The organism is Streptomyces sp. NPDC086549, from assembly GCF_044746205.1.
Lineage (GTDB): Bacteria > Actinomycetota > Actinomycetes > Streptomycetales > Streptomycetaceae > Streptomyces.
Genome location: NZ_JBIVBS010000006.1, coordinates 311842 through 328236, shown reverse-complemented (window position 1 = coordinate 328236; position 16395 = coordinate 311842). Strand labels below are relative to the sequence as shown.

General features: G+C 70.2%; 16 protein-coding genes. 14 read left to right on the top strand and 2 right to left on the bottom strand.

The window, feature by feature from the left end:
* Positions 1-76: 76 nt before the first annotated feature.
* From ACIPSA_RS21765 to prcA, 3 genes are all read left to right on the top strand, one after another.
* Entirely contained in the window at positions 77-370 is a 294-nt protein-coding gene (locus tag ACIPSA_RS21765) for an endonuclease domain-containing protein (protein WP_402637422.1), read from the top strand.
* Entirely contained in the window at positions 322-1167 is an 846-nt protein-coding gene (gene prcB, locus ACIPSA_RS21760; RefSeq protein WP_402637420.1) for a proteasome subunit beta, read from the top strand. Before ACIPSA_RS21765 ends, prcB begins: the two co-directional genes overlap by 49 nt.
* A 61-nt stretch (positions 1168-1228) precedes the next feature.
* Entirely contained in the window at positions 1229-1966 is a 738-nt protein-coding gene (gene prcA, locus ACIPSA_RS21755) for a proteasome subunit alpha (protein ID WP_402637418.1), read from the top strand.
* Positions 1967-2108: 142 nt separating this feature from the next.
* Here prcA and ACIPSA_RS21750 read toward each other — a convergent pair whose 3' ends face one another.
* Positions 2109-3125, bottom strand: coding sequence for a LacI family DNA-binding transcriptional regulator (locus ACIPSA_RS21750; RefSeq protein ID WP_402637416.1), 1017 nt, complete (start codon positions 3123-3125; stop codon positions 2109-2111).
* A gap of 109 nt (positions 3126-3234) precedes the next feature.
* On the opposite strand from ACIPSA_RS21750, the gene ACIPSA_RS21745 reads away from it, so the two are divergent.
* The 11 genes from ACIPSA_RS21745 (at position 3235) to ACIPSA_RS21695 (ending at position 14656) form a co-directional block, all read left to right on the top strand.
* Positions 3235-4494 carry an MFS transporter gene (locus tag ACIPSA_RS21745; protein ID WP_402637414.1) on the top strand — a complete coding sequence of 420 codons (1260 nt, stop codon included), beginning with the start codon at positions 3235-3237 and terminating at the stop codon, positions 4492-4494.
* Positions 4495-4503: 9 nt separating this feature from the next.
* On the top strand, positions 4504-5865 hold the full coding sequence (pafA, locus tag ACIPSA_RS21740) for a Pup--protein ligase (RefSeq protein ID WP_263206865.1): 1362 nt from the start codon (positions 4504-4506) through the stop codon (positions 5863-5865).
* Between the two features lie 143 nt (positions 5866-6008).
* The gene (locus tag ACIPSA_RS21735) at positions 6009-7013 is read left to right on the top strand and encodes an FKBP-type peptidyl-prolyl cis-trans isomerase (RefSeq protein WP_402637411.1); all 1005 of its coding nucleotides are present in this window, start codon (positions 6009-6011) and stop codon (positions 7011-7013) included.
* A 93-nt stretch (positions 7014-7106) separates the two neighbouring features.
* The gene (locus ACIPSA_RS21730; protein WP_402637409.1) at positions 7107-7478 is read left to right on the top strand and encodes an FKBP-type peptidyl-prolyl cis-trans isomerase; all 372 of its coding nucleotides are present in this window, start codon (positions 7107-7109) and stop codon (positions 7476-7478) included.
* Between the two features lie 151 nt (positions 7479-7629).
* Positions 7630-8583, top strand: a complete 954-nt coding sequence (locus tag ACIPSA_RS21725; RefSeq protein WP_402637407.1) for a helix-turn-helix transcriptional regulator — start codon at positions 7630-7632, stop codon at positions 8581-8583.
* A 19-nt stretch (positions 8584-8602) separates the two neighbouring features.
* Entirely contained in the window at positions 8603-9667 is a 1065-nt protein-coding gene (locus tag ACIPSA_RS21720) for a helix-turn-helix transcriptional regulator (RefSeq protein WP_402637405.1), read from the top strand.
* 11 nt (positions 9668-9678) lie between these two features.
* On the top strand, positions 9679-9972 hold the full coding sequence (locus ACIPSA_RS21715) for a hypothetical protein (RefSeq protein WP_402637403.1): 294 nt from the start codon (positions 9679-9681) through the stop codon (positions 9970-9972).
* A 20-nt stretch (positions 9973-9992) separates the two neighbouring features.
* Entirely contained in the window at positions 9993-10187 is a 195-nt protein-coding gene (locus ACIPSA_RS21710) for a hypothetical protein (protein WP_402637401.1), read from the top strand.
* 256 nt (positions 10188-10443) lie between these two features.
* Complete coding sequence (tatA, locus tag ACIPSA_RS21705) at positions 10444-10725, top strand: Sec-independent protein translocase subunit TatA (RefSeq protein ID WP_402637399.1); 282 nt, start codon at positions 10444-10446, stop codon at positions 10723-10725.
* 48 nt (positions 10726-10773) lie between these two features.
* A complete protein-coding gene (tatC, locus tag ACIPSA_RS21700) occupies positions 10774-11718 on the top strand; it encodes a twin-arginine translocase subunit TatC (protein ID WP_402637397.1) in 945 nt (314 codons plus the stop codon).
* 85 nt (positions 11719-11803) lie between these two features.
* On the top strand, positions 11804-14656 hold the full coding sequence (locus ACIPSA_RS21695; RefSeq protein ID WP_402637395.1) for a DEAD/DEAH box helicase: 2853 nt from the start codon (positions 11804-11806) through the stop codon (positions 14654-14656).
* On the opposite strand, the gene atzF is transcribed toward ACIPSA_RS21695, so the two are convergent.
* Positions 14638-16383, bottom strand: coding sequence for an allophanate hydrolase (gene atzF / locus ACIPSA_RS21690; protein WP_402637392.1), 1746 nt, complete (start codon positions 16381-16383; stop codon positions 14638-14640). The genes ACIPSA_RS21695 and atzF overlap by 19 nt on opposite strands.
* Between the last annotated feature and the right edge of the window lie 12 nt (positions 16384-16395).

The window sequence follows — 16395 nt, the reverse complement described above, 5'->3', positions numbered from 1 at the left end:
CGCCTCTTCCTTCGGATCGAAGGTCGGTGGGGTTTCAGGGTCGCGGACGAGCCGGAACTGAAGCGCTGCGCGCGGTGTGGTGAGGCCGAGCCGCGCGCAGCCTTCGTACGGTCTCGCCGAAGCCCGGCGTGACGAGCTGTTCGCCTTCAGGGGCGGTCTCTGCCGTATCCGTCCGTCTGCCTCTCCAAGGCATGTGGATCACTGCCGTAACACGGGTAGGGTCCCTCGCGTAATGTGCTTCAACTGCAATTCCGGCCTCGGCCTGTTGCGGGACGACCCCGACGCCGCTCGCCGGGCCGCCGCCCATCTGGAAGGAAACTCGTGGAAGCCAATACTCGTGGCACCGGGCGTCTACCAGCTGCCTTCCTGACGCCAGGATCCTCTTCGTTCATGGACTTCCTGTCGGAGCATCAGCCCGAGCTGCTGCCCGGCAAGCGGCAGCTGCCGCCCACCCAGGGTGTGATCGAGGCGCCCCACGGCACCACGATCGTCGCCGCGACCTTCCCCGGCGGTGTCGTGCTCGCCGGTGACCGCAGGGCCACCATGGGCAACGTCATCGCGCAGCGGGACATCGAGAAGGTGTTCCCGGCGGACGAGTACTCGGCCGTCGGTATCGCCGGCACCGCCGGTCTCGCCGTCGAGATGGTCAAGCTCTTCCAGCTGGAGCTGGAGCACTTCGAGAAGGTCGAAGGGGCGCAGCTGTCGCTGGAGGGCAAGGCGAACCGGCTGTCGACGATGATCAGGTCCAACCTGGGCATGGCCATGCAGGGCTTGGCCGTGGTGCCCCTCTTCGCCGGTTTCGACGTGGACCGGGCCAAGGGTCGGATCTTCTCCTACGACGTGACGGGCGGCCGTTCCGAGGAGCACAACTACGCCGCCACCGGTTCGGGTTCGATCTTCGCGCGCGGTGCGATGAAGAAGCTGTTCCGCGGCGATCTGACCGAGGAGCAGGCCACCACGCTGGTGGTGCAGGCTCTGTACGACGCGGCTGACGACGACTCGGCGACCGGTGGTCCCGATGTCGCCCGCCGGATCTACCCCATCGTCACCGTGATCACCGAGGACGGTTTCCGCCGGCTCACCGAGGACGAGTCCTCCGGGATCGCCCGTGCGGTGCTGGCGCGGCGCCTGGAGGAGCCGGACGGCCCGCGGGCCGCTCTGCTCTAGCCCGGTGCCCGGGTCTTGTCCAGGTGATCCAGTGACTTCGACAGAAAGGGACGGATAACCGGTGTCGACGCCGTTCTATGTCTCACCTCAGCAGGCGATGGCCGACCGGGCGGAGTACGCCCGCAAGGGCATCGCCCGCGGCCGCAGCCTGGTCGTGCTGCAGTACGCCGACGGCATTGTGTTCGTCGGTGAGAACCCGTCCCGCGCGCTGCACAAGTTCAGCGAGATCTACGACCGGATCGGCTTCGCGGCCGCCGGCAAGTACAACGAGTACGAGAACCTGCGGATCGGTGGTGTCCGTTACGCCGACCTGCGTGGTTACACCTACGACCGGGATGACGTGACCGCCCGCGGTCTCGCCAACGTCTACGCCCAGACGCTGGGCACGATCTTCTCCAGTGCGGCCGAGAAGCCGTACGAGGTGGAGCTGGTCGTGGCCGAGGTCGGGGAGACGCCGGACGGTGACCAGATCTACCGGTTGCCGCATGACGGGTCGATCGTGGACGAGCACGGCTCGGTCGCGGTGGGCGGCAATGCCGAGCAGATCAGCAGTTTCCTGGACCAGCGTCACCAGGACGGTATGAGTCTGGCGGAGGCGCTGAAGCTGGCCGTGCAGGCCTTGTCCCGCGACACGAACGGCACCGAGCGGGAGATTCCCGCGGAGCGTCTGGAGGTCGCGGTACTGGACCGGACGCGTCCGCAGCAGCGCAAGTTCAAGCGGATCGTCGGCCGTCAGCTGTCCCGTCTGCTGGAGGCGGACGGTGCGGCCACGGAGGCGGAGAGCTCCGAGGAGGAGTAGCCCTCGCCTCACCTCGCCCCGCGTGCCCCGGCCGGTTGTCCTCGGCCGGGGCGCGGTCGTACCCAGGTGTGGCGCGGTCGTGCACGGGTGTGGCGCGGTCGTGCACGGGTGGGAAGGGCCGAGGAAGTGTGGGCCGGGGCCGTCAGGCGCCTCGTGGCGGTGCCGTGGAGCCTCGTACGACGAGTTCCACGGGGATGTCGCCGCTCTCGGGCTCGCGGCCGTCCAGGACGGCCAGGAGGGCCAGCATGCCACGTTCGCCGAAGAGTTCGGCGTCGAGGCGTACGGTCGTGAGTTCGGGGTCGATGGCGGTGGCGAGGGCGAGGTCGTCCAGGCCGGTGACGGAGATGTCGTCGGGGATCCGGAGGCCCAGGCGGCGCAGAGCCTTGTAGGCGCCGGCCGCCAGTTTGTCGTCGTCGCACACCAGAGCCGTGGGATGGGGTCCGGGCGCCGCGAGGGCGGCCTCTGTGGCGGTCAGGGCGCCTTCGATGGAGATGGGGGCGTGGACGGTGCGTACGTCCGTCCCGGGGACGGCGGCCACCCGTGCCGCCAGTTCGCGTGCGCGTACCTCGAAGGTCCAGGAGGCGACGTCGGCGGCGAGGTGGAGGAAGCGGCGGTGGCCGAGGCCGAGGAGGTGGTCGGTGACCTGGCGGACGCCGTCGGCGATGTCGAGGTTGACGGTGGCGGCGCCGAGGCTGCCTTCCGGGTCGCTGTCGAGCATGACGAGGGGGAGCTGGTCGCCGCGGATGGCGGTGAGCGCGTCGGCGGCCATGGAGGAGGCGATGACGCCGTCGAGGGCGGCCTGGGCGGAGGCGAAGGGGTTGCGGGCGGGGCCGATGCCTTCGGGGGAGGGGTAGAGGACGACGCCGAAGCCGTGCTGGGCGGCGACTCGCGCGGCGCCGGTGTAGACGCCGGCGAAGAACTCGGTGGTGAGCGCGGGGACGACGAGGAGGACGGTGCGGGTGCGGCCCAGGCGCAGGTTGCGGGCGGCGAGGTTGGGCCGGTAGCCGAGGTCGCGTGCGGCCTCTCGTACGCGTTCGGCGGTGGTCTCCGAGACCCGGCCGCGCCACTTGTCGCCGAGTACGAGTGAGACGGCGGCCTGGGAGACTCCGGCGGCCTGTGCGACGTCACGGCTCGTGGGGCGGGTGCTGCTGTGTGGCACCGTGGGTGCGCTCCTTCGTGGGTTCTGTGTCGTTCGCCGTCTGGACTCCTGAACAGCGCACATGGTACGTATGACACCGGACGTTATACGTAACACGTGAGGATGGGGCATGGCCGCGGGATACCTGGAGATCCTCAGGGCGAGGCACGCGGCACGGCTGCTGGTGGGCACGCTGGTGGGCCGCCTGCCGAACGCCACGTCGGCGATCGCGCTGGTGCTGTTCGTCCGTGCTCAGGGCGGCGGCTACGGCCTCGCGGGGGCGCTGGCGGCCGTCTACGGGGTCGCCAACGCGGTGGGTCAGCCCGTGCTGGGGCGGCTGGTGGACATGTGCGGGCAGCCGCGGGTGCAGTTGCCCGCCGCGGTCCTGTCGGCCCTGGCGATGACGGTCTTCGCCTTCTCCGGGATCGACCCGCTGCCGCTCGCGTACTCCGCCGTCGCGGCCGCCGGGCTGTTCACCCCTCCCCTGGAGGGCGGTCTGCGTGCCTTGTGGCCCTCGGTCCTGCGCCGGGAGGAACAGGTGCACACGGCGTACGCCATGGACGCCGTGGCCCAGGAAGTGATGTACACCGTCGGGCCGTTGCTGGTGACGCTGTGCGTGTCGCTGTGGTCGGAGCGGGCCGCGCTGCTCGTCCTGAACGTCGTCGGCGTGCTGGGGGCGCTCTCGGTGGTCGTCTCGCCGCCCTCGCGTTCGTGGCGGTCGGCGCCGCGTGAGGCGCACTGGCTGGGTGCGCTCAGGTCGCGCGGGCTGCTGGCGCTCCTTGCGGCGTTCTTCTTCGTGGGCGTCGCGATGGGCTCCATCACGGTGGCCTCGGTGCCGTACGCCGACGACCACGGCGGCGACGCGGTGTACGGCTGGCTGATGGCGGCTCTGGGGCTGGGCGCGCTGCTGGGCGGGACGGTGTACGGGGCGCGGCGGTGGAGTGGTGCGCCGGAGCGGCGACTGCGGGTGCTGGTGGGGCTTCTGGCGGTGTGTTATCTGCCGCTGATGCTGACGCCGGGTGCGGTGGCGATGGTGCTGCTGTCGGTGGTCGCCGGGGTGTTCCTGGCGCCGGCCATCGCCTGTGCCTTCGTCCTCGTCGACCGGCACGCGCCGAGAGGCACGGTCACCGAGGCGTTCTCCTGGTTTGTGACGACGTTCACAGTGGGGGCGTCCGTGGGAACGGGCCTGGCGGGCCCGGTGGTCCAGGCGGGTGGCGCGCTGTGGGGCTTTGCCGTGCCGGGCGTGGCGGGGGCCGTGTCGTTGCTGGTTCTGGTGGCCACGGGACGGGTCCTCGCAGCTCCCGCCGGGGGTGCGGTGGTTGCGGCTTCATCGGAAACTGATCCAAATCGTGCTGTCGAACCCCGTTTCAGCGCAGGGGATCGGGCGTAATGTTCAGTCATGGACCGCCGCATTTTCGGGCTGGAGAACGAGTACGGCGTCACGTGCACGTTCAGGGGACAGCGCCGCCTGTCGCCTGACGAGGTGGCGCGGTACCTCTTCCGCCGTGTCGTGTCATGGGGTCGTAGCAGCAATGTCTTTCTGCGGAACGGCGCCCGGCTTTATCTCGACGTGGGGTCACATCCGGAATACGCGACACCCGAATGTGACAATGTGATCGAACTGGTCACCCACGACAAGGCCGGCGAGCGCATTCTCGAAGGACTTCTGGTGGACGCGGAGCGACGCCTGCACGAGGAGGGAATCGCGGGCGACGTCTACCTCTTCAAGAACAACACGGACTCGGCGGGCAACTCCTATGGTTGCCACGAGAACTATCTGGTCGCGCGCCACGGGGAGTTCTCCCGGCTCGCGGACATCCTCATTCCGTTCCTGGTGACAAGGCAGCTGCTCTGCGGTGCGGGGAAGGTGCTGCAGACGCCGCGTGGTGCGGTGTACTGCGTGAGCCAGCGGGCGGAGCACATCTGGGAGGGCGTCTCCTCGGCGACGACCCGTTCCCGGCCCATCATCAACACGCGGGACGAGCCGCACGCGGACGCGGAGCGCTACCGCCGGCTCCACGTCATCGTGGGCGACTCGAACATGTCCGAGACGACGATGCTGCTGAAGGTCGGCGCGACGGACCTGGTGCTGCGCATGATCGAGGCGGGCACGGTGATGCGGGACCTGACCCTGGAGAACCCGATCCGGGCGATCCGCGAGGTCAGCCACGACATCACCGGGCGCCGCAAGGTACGCCTGGCCAGCGGTCGCGAGGCCTCCGCGCTGGAGGTGCAGCGCGAGTACTACGAGAAGGCCGTGGACTTCTGCGAGCGCCGCGGAATCCGCACCGGGACGGTCGAGCAGGTCCTGGAGCTGTGGGGCCGCACTCTGGACGCGATCGAGTCCGAGGATCTGGACCGGATCGGTACCGAGATCGACTGGGTGATGAAGTACAAGCTCATCGAGCGGTACCGGGCCAAGCACAACATGACGATGTCGCATCCGCGGGTCGCGCAGATAGACCTCGCCTATCACGACATCCACCGTCGTCGGGGCCTGTACTACCTGCTGGAGAAAAGGGGTCAAGCCGCCCGGATCTGCAACGACTTGAAGATCTTCGAGGGCAAGTCGGTGCCGCCGCAGACCACTCGGGCGCGGTTGCGCGGCGATTTCATCCGCCGTGCGCAGGAACAGCGCCGGGACTTCACGGTGGACTGGGTGCACCTGAAGTTGAACGACCAGGCACAGCGCACGGTGTTGTGCAAGGACCCGTTCCGGTCGGTGGACGACCGGGTGGAGAAGCTGATCGCCGGAATGTGACCGGCATGTGGTGAGCGGAGCGTTTCCGCACAAGGGTGCCGGAACGCCACACGGGCGCCGTACGTTTCCCGTACGGCGCCCGTTCCACGCCGTAGAGTTGCGCGCACGCCATCATCAAGATCGACCGATTACGAGGCCCGACCGTGCGCCGACGCTCACTTCTTCTTGCCGCCGTACCCGCAGGACTGGTCACGCTCGCCGGATGCGGCGACGACAAGTCCGACTCCAGCAAGGCGAGTGCGTCGCCGTCGCCCTCGGCCTCCTCGGTGCCGCCACCGAAGATCGTGGAGGGTCCGCTGCCGGCCATCACGGCGGGCACGAAGTTCGACGAGAAGCCGACGGTCGCCAAGGGGTCGGGGGACCCGTCGCCGAACCTCGCGGTGAAGACGGCCATCGCGGGCAGCGGCCGCACGATCGCGGAGAACGACTTCGTCCAGGCGAACTACCTGGGCCAGATCTGGGCCACGGGGAAGGTCTTCGACAACTCCTACGACCGCAAGCGGCCGATCGTCATCCAGCTCGCGCAGGGCAGCGTCATCGACGGCTGGCGGTACGGACTCGCGGGCAAGAAGGTCGGCAGCCGGGTGGAGATGGCGGTGCCGCCGACGTTGGGCTACGGCACGTCGGGCAACGCGCAGGCGGGCATCAAGGGCACCGACACGCTGGTCTTCGTCATCGACGTGCTGGACTCCTTCAACTCGAAGAGCTCCTCCCACGGCACGCCGGCCCCGCAGAACGACGCGGCCCTGCCGAAGGTGGGTACCAACACCGACGGCAAGGCTCCCTCGATCGACATCCCCAAGGCGGACCCGCCGAAGGAACTGGTGTCGAACTACGTCCTGGAGGGCGACGGCGCCGAGGTCAAGGCGGATCAGACGATCCTGTGCCAGTTCAAGGGCGTGGTCTGGGACGGTGGCAAGACGTTCCAGCAGACGTATGACTCGGGGCGGCTGAGCCAGTTCTCGCTGGAGCAGATGAAGCAGGTCATCAAGGGGCTGGCGGAGGGGGTGACCGGTAAGAAGGTGGGCAGCCGGGTCATGATTGTCGTGCCGCCGGACCTGGCGTACGGCGACACCCCGCCGAGCGGCGGTGTCGTGAAGAAGGGGTCCACGCTGGTGTTCTCCGTGGACATCCTGGCGGCGATGTAGCACCGCGGGTGCGGCCTGCCGCCGCGGGCGCAACCCGAGCGGGGATGAAAGACTGTCGGCGTTCCGTGTCGTACACAAGCAGGAGCTAGAGACGTGAGCATCGACAAGCCCGAGATCGACTTCCCGGGCGGCGAGCCCCCGGCGGACCTTGAGATCAAGGACATCTGGGAGGGCGACGGCGAGGTGGCGCAGGCGGGTCAGACCGTCAGCGTGCACTACGTGGGTGTCGCCTTCAGCACCGGCGAGGAGTTCGACGCCAGCTGGAACCGGGGCACGCCGTTCCGCTTCCCGCTCGGCGCGGGCCGCGTCATCAAGGGCTGGGACCAGGGCGTGCAGGGCATGAAGGTCGGCGGCCGTCGCCAGCTGACCATCCCGGCCCACCTCGCCTACGGCAACCAGAGCCCGACGCCGGCGATCAAGCCCGGCGAGACGCTGATCTTCGTCGTGGACCTGCTCGGGGTCTGATCGCCGTCGGATCACGGTCCGACCGTCGTCGGATCGGAGCCGATCATCTGGGCCCATGCCTGTCCGGGCATGGGCCCTCGGCTTTTGCCGTGCCGCTGCGGAGCGGTACGGTCATCGGTCGTAAGCACCATGAGGAAGGCGAAGGACGTCGATGGCCATTGCCAAGGCCGAGCGGCTGATGAACCTCGCGCTGTGTCTGCTGGGGACGCGGCGGCCGCTCAGCAAGCGTGAGCTGCGTGAGTCCATCGAGGCCTACCTCGAAGCGGGCAGCGACGACTCCTTCAACCGCATGTTCGAGCGGGACAAGGACGACCTGCGTGAGCTCGGTCTGGTCATCGAGACCGTCGAGAACCTGGACGGCGAGGTCGGCTACCTGGCCCGCCGTGACAGCAATCGCCTCCCGCCCATCACCCTGGACGCCGAGGAGGCCGCCGCCCTGGGGCTGGCCGCCAAGGTGTGGCAGCAGGCCCGGCTCGCGGGCGCGGCCAGCGGCGCCCTGCAGAAGCTGCGCGCGGCCGGGCTGCCCGAGGACGTCGACCCGTACGAGGTCCACGGCGCCCTGGAGCCACGCATCCCGGTGCACGAGGCCGCCTTCGAGCCGCTGATGCTGGCCTGCCGCGACCGCCGCCCGGTGGTCTTCGACTACCGCAAGGCCACCGCCGCCCACCCCGAGACCCGGCAGGTCGAGCCGTGGGCCCTCGAGTGCTGGCGCGGACACTGGTACCTGGCGGGCTGGGACCGGGACCGGGGAGCCGAGCGTGTCTTCCGGCTGTCCCGCATCACCGGCAAGGTCCGCTCCCGGGGCGCCCGCTTCACCGCTCCGGTGCCCGATGTCGTCACCGTGCGCGAGACCGTCGCGAGCTGGGCGGGCGAGATCGCCGACCGCACGGCGCTGATCCGGCTGCGCTCGGGCTCGGGCTACCCCCTTCGGGCGAAAGCCACCTCGGTGCGGGAACTCGGAGACGGATGGGACGAGTTGGAGATTCCGTACGGGCACGGCCTGGACGCCTGGCTGGTGGAGTTCGGGCCGGACGTGGTGGTCCTGGAGCCGGCCGAGCTGCGCGCGGACGTGGTGGACCGGCTGCGTGCCGTGGCCAAGGGCTGAGGGGGAGCGGAGCAAGACAGTGGCAGGCAAACCGGTCAGACCTGTGAGCGCCATCGACCAGACCCGGCGGATGCTCTCCCTGGTGACCTATCTGCGGGAGCGCCCCGGCGCCCGGGTCGCGGACGTCGCGCGGGCCTTCGGCATCACCGAGGACGAGCTGGTCTCCGACCTCGACGTGCTGCCCATGTGCGGCACCAGCTTCCGTGGCGGCGACCTGCTGGACATCGACACCGACGGCGAGCGCATCTGGTGGCACAACCCCGCCGCGCTCGGGGCGGAGGCCGCCGAGCCGCTCAGACTGGCCGCCGACGAGGCGACCGCGCTGCTGGTGGCCGCCCGGGCCGTGTCGACCCTGCCGGGTCTGCGGGAGGGCGACCGGCAGGCCCTGCTGCGGGCGACGGCCAAGGTGGAGACGGCGGCCGGTGAGGCGGCGGGCGCCAGCGCGCGCCTGTCGGTGACCTTCGAGTCCGAGGGCGGTGTCTTCGCCGACGTCGACCGTGCGATCTCCGAGCGCCGCCGCCTGTGGATCCGCTACTACTCGCCTGCCCGTGACGAGGTCACCGAGCGCGAGATCGACCCGATCCGTCTGGTCAGCGTCGGCCACACGTATGTGGAGGCCTGGTGCCGCCGCTCCGAGGCGCGCCGCACCTTCCGGCTCGACCGGGTCGCCGAGATCCGGATCCTCGACGAGCCGGCCGCGCCGCCGGAGGTCGAGCTGCGGGACCTGTCGGAGGGCCTGGTGCAGCCGGCCGCCGAGGACCCGGAGGTCGTGGTCGAGGTCGGCCCGGGCGGCCGGTGGGTCGCGGAGTACTACCCGCACGACAGCGCGGATGAGCTTCCCGACGGTGGGCTGCGTATTGCTCTGCGCACCCCCGACCCGGCATCGCTCAGACGGCTGGCGCTGCGCCTGGGCCGTGACGGCCGCATCGTCTCGCCTCCCGAGCTCGCCAACAGCGCGCGCCGGGCGGCCCGGGAGGCCCTGGCCGCGTACGACGGGATCGAGGCGGCGCAGGACACATCGCGGGGGGCCCACGAAGAGCACGGCGTTCACGACGGGCAGTACAACGGGCAGTACGACAGGTAGGAGCGAGAGCTTTGAGCGAGTCTCCGGTGTCCGGTGCTAGGGAAATGACGGTCGCGGCAGCGTTCGCGGGGATGAAGAGAGTGGTCCCCGTGGTGTTCCGGGCCGGCTGCCCGGACTGCCGGGGCCGCTTCGAACTCTCCGCGAGCGCCCTGCGGCTCGCCATCGGGGCCAGCAGCCGTACGACCTTCTACTCCTTCACCTGCCCGGACTGCGGGGTCTCCGTCCGCAAACCCGCAGGTGAACGCATCGTCGAGCTGCTGACCGGCGGCGGGGTCAGGACGCTGAGGCTGCATTCCACGGTCTGACTGGGGCTAGGCTCGGCGTCATGTTCTGGCCGATGTTCGCGGTAGCTGTGGGTTTCGTGGGTCTCGCCGTCCTCGGTGTGCTCGCCGTCCGGGTTTTTCTGGAGGCGCGGCGCCTCGGAGCGCAGGTCGCGGACTCGGCACGCCGTATCAACAGGGCGGCCGAGGACCTGGAACGGGCGGCCGTGAGCACGGCCCGGGCTGTGGACTCACTGTGACGACCACTGTGGAAGCTCTGTGAGTACTGCGCCGGAAGCGGTTTGCGTCACTTCGCCCTGTCATGCTGTCCGCAACGGCAGGTACGCTGCTGATCGCGGCCCGGCAACGAGGCACGGTCCGCAGGGCAGGAGTACGTACGGGGATTGTTCCGCGTTCACCCCCAGGCGTTACGATCGCTGCCAGCACGATGTTCGGACAAGCGTCCGACTGGTCGGACCGGCCCGTCGCCCCGCCTCGGTGAGAAGGTGAAGATTTATGTTCCGCAACGGACTTGAGCCGTGGCACCTGCTGATCCTCGTTGTGGTCATCCTCCTCGTGTTCGGTTCCAAGAAGCTGCCCGACATGGCGCGCTCGCTGGGCAAGTCCGCCCGCATCTTGAAGAGCGAGGCGAAGGCGATGAAGGAGGAGGGCAAGCAGCCCGGCACCGCCGAGTCTGCCGAGGAGCCCGCTCCCGCTCAGCGCACGATCCAGGCCGCGCCCGGCGACGTGACCAGCTCCCGCCCGGTCAACGAGCCGACGGACACGACCCAGCGCTGACGCGAGGACCGGGTACCTCCGGTCCGCTGCACGAGATGAGGATGTGGGTTGCCCGAGTCTGCCCGCAAAAAGGAGAGGGATCCCGAGGGCCGGATGCCGCTCGCGGATCACTTGCGTGAGCTGCGCAACCGGCTTGCCAAGGGTGTCCTGGCGATCCTCGCCGTCACGATCGTCGCGGCCTTCTTCTACAGGGACATCATCGATGTCATCACCAAGCCGATGCTCGACGAGATCGGCTGTAGCCAGTCCTTCGGGGAGTTGGCCAAGGCCAAGAACGCCCACTGCGCGCACATCACCGTCAGTGGCCTGCTGGCGCCGTTCACCCTGGCCCTGAAGGTCGCCCTGATGGCCGGTGTCGTGCTTGCGGCGCCGGTCTGGCTGTACCAGCTGTGGGCGTTCGTCGCGCCGGGCCTGCACCGCAACGAGAAGAAGTACGCCTACGCCTTCGTCGGCTTCGGCTTCCCGCTCTTCCTCACCGGTGGCTACCTCGCGTTCCACGTGTTGCCCACCACGGCCAAGGTGATGATCGGCCTCACACCCGACGGTGCCGAGAACCTGCTGCCGCTGGACGATCTGCTGGACCTGGTCACGCGCATGATCGTCGTCTTCGGTCTCGCCTTCGAGATGCCCTTGCTGCTGGTCATGCTCAACCTCACCGGTGTGCTGTCGGGGAAGCGCATGCTGGGCTGGTGGCGCGGCATGATCATCGGCATCACCGTCTTCGCGGCCGTGGCCACACCCAGCCCCGACCCGATGACGATGCTGGCGCTGGCGGCGCCGATCTGGGGGCTCTACTTCCTCGCCGTGGCCATCGCGCTGCTCAACGACCGGCGCCGGGCGCGACGCGAGGCCGAGGGACCGGGCGACGACGAGGCCTCCGACCTGGACCTCACCCCCGAGGACATCGGCGAGGTCGAGACCGTCTCCGCCAGCCGGGCGCTGCCCGAGCAGGCGAGCACGGACCGGGTCAACGGCTACGACGACGTGACCTGACCGAGATCGCCACACCGTCAGGAGGTGCCTCCGTCCCCCCGGGACGGGGGCACCTCCTGTTTGTCGTCCGTCCCAGTTCCGGATAATGATCGTCCTGTTGTCAGTGCGGCCCGGTACGCTCGAAAGCACGATGACAGAGGACCTCTCACCGGCCGAGCGGTACGCGGCCGCCCGCAGGCGGGCAGCCGAGCAGGCCACCGCGCTCGCGTCCTTCCGCGAGATGTACGACTTCGGCCTCGACCCCTTCCAGATCGAGGCCTGCCAGGCGCTCGAAGCGGGGAAGGGCGTGCTGGTGGCCGCCCCCACCGGTTCCGGCAAGACGATCGTGGGCGAGTTCGCCGTCCACCTCGCCCTCATGCAGGGCAGGAAGTGCTTCTACACGACACCCATCAAGGCGCTGTCGAACCAGAAGTACTCCGACCTGTGCCGCCGCTACGGGGACGGCATGGTCGGGCTCCTGACCGGCGACAACAGCATCAACCCCGACGCCGCGGTGGTCGTGATGACCACCGAGGTGCTGCGGAACATGCTCTACGCCGGCTCCCAGACCCTCCTCGGCCTCGGCTATGTGGTCATGGACGAGGTGCACTACCTCTCCGACCGCTTCCGCGGTGCCGTGTGGGAGGAAGTGATCATCCACCTCCCGGAGTCGGTGACTCTGGTGTCACTGTCGGCGACCGTGTCCAACGCCGAGGAGTTCGGTGACTGGCTGGACACCGTCCGCGGCGACACCGAGGTGATCGTCTCCGAGCACCGGCCCGTGCCGCTGTTCCAGCACGTGCTCGCCGGACGCCGGATGTACGACCTGTTCGAGGAGGGCGAGGGCCACAAGAAGGCCGTCAACCCCGACCTCGCCCGCCTGGCCCGGATGGAGGCCAGCCGGCCGTCGTACCAGGACCGCAGACGCGGCCGCGCCATGCGCGAGGCCGACCGTGAACGCGAGCGCAGACAGCGCTCGCGCGTGTGGACCCCGGGCCGCCCCGAGGTCATCGAGCGGCTCGACGCCGAGGGGCTGCTGCCCGCCATCACCTTCATCTTCAGCCGCGCGGCCTGCGAGGCCGCCGTCCAGCAGTGCCTGTACGCGGGCCTGAGGCTCAACGACGAGGAGGCACGGGAAAAGGTCCGCGCCCTCGTCGAGGAGCGCACCGCCGCCATCCCCTCCGAGGACCTGCACGTCCTCGGCTACTACGAGTGGCTGGAGGGCCTGGAGCGCGGCATCGCCGCCCACCACGCGGGCATGCTCCCGACCTTCAAGGAGGTCGTCGAGGAACTGTTCGTCCGCGGCCTGGTCAAGGCCGTCTTCGCCACCGAGACACTCGCGCTGGGCATCAACATGCCCGCGCGTTCCGTGGTGCTGGAGAAGCTCGTCAAGTGGAACGGTGAGCAGCACGCCGACATCACCCCGGGCGAGTACACCCAGCTGACCGGCCGTGCGGGCCGGCGCGGCATCGACGTCGAGGGCCACGCGGTCGTGCTGTGGCAGCGCACCATGAGCCCCGAGCACCTCGCGGGCCTGGCCGGCACGCGCACGTACCCGCTGCGCTCCAGCTTCAAGCCGTCGTACAACATGGCGGTCAACCTGGTCGAGCAGTTCGGCCGGCACCGCTCGCGCGAGCTGCTGGAGACCTCCTTCGCACAGTTCCAGGCCGACCGGTCGGTCGTCGGCATCTCCCGGCAGGTACAGCGCAACGAGGAGGGCCTGGAGGGTTACAAGGAGTCGATGACCTGCCACCTCGGCGACTTCGAGGAGTACGCGCGGCTGCGCCGTGACCTCAAGGACCGCGAGACCGAACTGGCCCGGCAGGGCGCGGTCCAGCGGCGCGCCGAGGCCGCCGTGGCACTGGAGAAGCTCAAGCCGGGCGACGTCATCCACGTGCCGACCGGCAAGTACGCGGGCCTCGCGCTGGTCCTGGACCCCGGCCTGCCCGCCGGGCGTTCCAACGGCCACCGCGGCTTCGAGCACCACGACGGCCCGCGCCCGCTGGTCCTGACCGCCGAGCGGCAGGTCAAGCGGCTCGCGTCGATGGACTTCCCGGTGCCCGTCGAGCCGCTGGAGCGGATGCGGATCCCGAAGTCCTTCAACCCGCGCTCCCCGCAGTCCCGCCGGGACCTCGCCTCCGCACTGCGCACCAAGGCCGGGCACATCCCGCCGGAGCGGGCCCGCAAGAAGCGGTCCCAGGCCGCCGACGACCGCGAGATCGCCCGGCTGCGCACGGCTCTGCGCGCCCACCCCTGCCACGGCTGCAACGACCGCGAGGACCACGCCCGCTGGGCCGAGCGCTACCACCGGCTGCTGCGCGACACCTCGCAGCTGGAGCGGCGCATCGAGGGCCGTACGAACACGATCGCGCGCACGTTTGACCGGATCGTGGCGCTGCTGACCGAACTCGACTATCTGCGCGGCGACGAGGTCACCGAACACGGCAAGCGGCTCGCCCGGCTGTACGGCGAGCTGGACCTGCTGGCGAGCGAGTGCCTGCGCGAGAGGGTCTGGGAGGGCCTGGAGCCCGCCGAACTCGCCGCGTGCGTCTCCGCGTTGGTGTACGAGGCGCGGGTCGGCGACGACGCCATGGCGCCGAAGCTGCCCTCCGGCAAGGCGAAGGCCGCGCTCGGCGAGATGGTCCGCATCTGGGGCCGGCTCGACGCGTTGGAGGAGGACTTCCGCATCAACCAGACCGAGGGCGTCGGCCAGCGCGAGCCGGACCTCGGCTTCGCCTGGGCCGCCTACATGTGGGCCTCAGGCAAGGGCCTCGACGAGGTGCTGCGCGAGGCGGAGATGCCGGCCGGTGACTTCGTGCGGTGGTGCAAGCAGGTCATCGACGTGCTGGGGCAGATCTCGGCGGCGTCTCCTGCGGAGGGCTCGACGGTGGCGAAGGTTGCGCGCAAGGCTGTTGATCAGTTGTTGCGGGGTGTCGTCGCCTACTCGTCGGTGGGGTGACGGGTCTGCGGGCGGGTGCGGGTGAGTCGTGGCTGGTCGCGCAGTTCCCCGCGCCCCTGGGGAAGTTGTCCTGACCGGCGTTTCAAGTACTCGCGCCAGCTGCCGTATCGCGTGATGTCCTCGGTGTCTACGAGTGCGCTCGGTTCGCACAGGAACCCCGGTACCCGGGCGCCGTCCGCCAGTTCCACGCTTCCCAGCGCCATCGGGCGGGGGAGCGCGGCCAGGAGGCGGCCCAGGCCATCCGCGGGTAGCCGCCACACCTCCGCCTCGATGGCCGCGCCGCCCTCGCCCACGTGGACCAGGCCCGGCTTCGGCGGGGTGGTGCGCAGGGCGTGGAGGCGGTAGACCGGTGCCGTCGTGGTCGTGCGGTCCAGTCGGGCGCCCAGGGCGAGCAGCTGAGGATTCAGCGGCTGGCCCGTCAGATGGGCGCCCACCACCGCGAGGCTCACCTCCGGCTCCAGTGCGCGGGCGATCGCGGCGAGCCGGTCGTCCGTGAACGCCGGGCCGATCAGCATCACGCCGAAGGGCAGGCCGTTCACCTGGCCCGCCGGGACGGCCACGGCGGCCAGGTCGAAGAGGTTCGTGGAGTTGGTGAAGCGGCCCAGGCGGGCGTTGGTGCCCAGGGGGTCGGCGGTCACCTCGGCGAGGGTGGGGTGGCCCGGGGCGGTGGGGAGCAGCAGGGCGTCCGCGTCGGCCAGTTCCGCCAGGGCGTGGGCGCGCAGTGATGCCAGCCGGTCCTGGTCGGCGAAGAGACGGTGGGCCGGGATGTCGCGGGCGCGGGTGATGATGCCGGCGACGGTGGGGTCGAGGCCCTCACCTCCCTCGGCGATCAACTTGTCGACAAAGCTCCCCACTGCGGTGTAGCGCTCGGCGACGAAAGCACCCTCGTACAACATCGCCGCGGCCTCGGTGAAGGGCGTGGGGTCGATCGTCCGGATCGAGGCGCCGGCGGCGACGAACCGTGCCGCCGCCGCCTCGTACGCCTCTGCCCAGCCCTCGTCCAGCTCGCCGAGCCGGTCGAGCGGGGGTACCGCGATGCGCCAGGGGCCCGGGGCCCGCTGGGGGAGGGGTGGCAGGTCGCGGGCAGGCGGGGAGGCCATGAACGCCAGCGCCTGCTCGGCCTCCGGCAGCGTGCGGGCGAAGACGGTCACGCAGTCGAGCGAGGCGCAGGCCGGGACCACCCCCTCCGTCGGGACCAGGCCGCGGGTGGGCTTGAGACCGACGATGCCGTTGAAGGCGGCCGGGACCCGGCCCGAGCCGGCGGTGTCCGTGCCGAGCGCGAAGTCGACGATGCCCAGGGCCACCGCCACCGCCGAGCCCGAGCTGGAGCCGCCGCTGATCCGCTCCGGAGCGTGGGCGCCCCGTACGGCGCCGTAGGGAGAGCGGGTGCCGACCAGGCCCGTGGCGAACTGGTCGAGGTTCGTCGACCCCAGGACGATCGCGCCCGCCGCGCGGAGGCGGGCGACGGCCGGGGCGTCGGCCGGGGGGTCGTAGGCGTACGCCGGGCAGCCCGCGGTCGTGGGGATCCCGTGCACGTCGATGTTGCCCTTCGCGGCGAACAGCCGCCCGGCGAGGGGGAGCCGCTCGCCCGCGGCGACCCGCTCGTCGATCGTCCGGGCCTCGGCCTCGACCTCCTGCCGCGGGCGCAGGGTGATCCAGACCTCGGGGCGGTCCGCGGCCTCGATCCGGGCGTAGGCCGCACGGACACGGGTCAGGCTGGTGGACATTCGCGCTCCTCT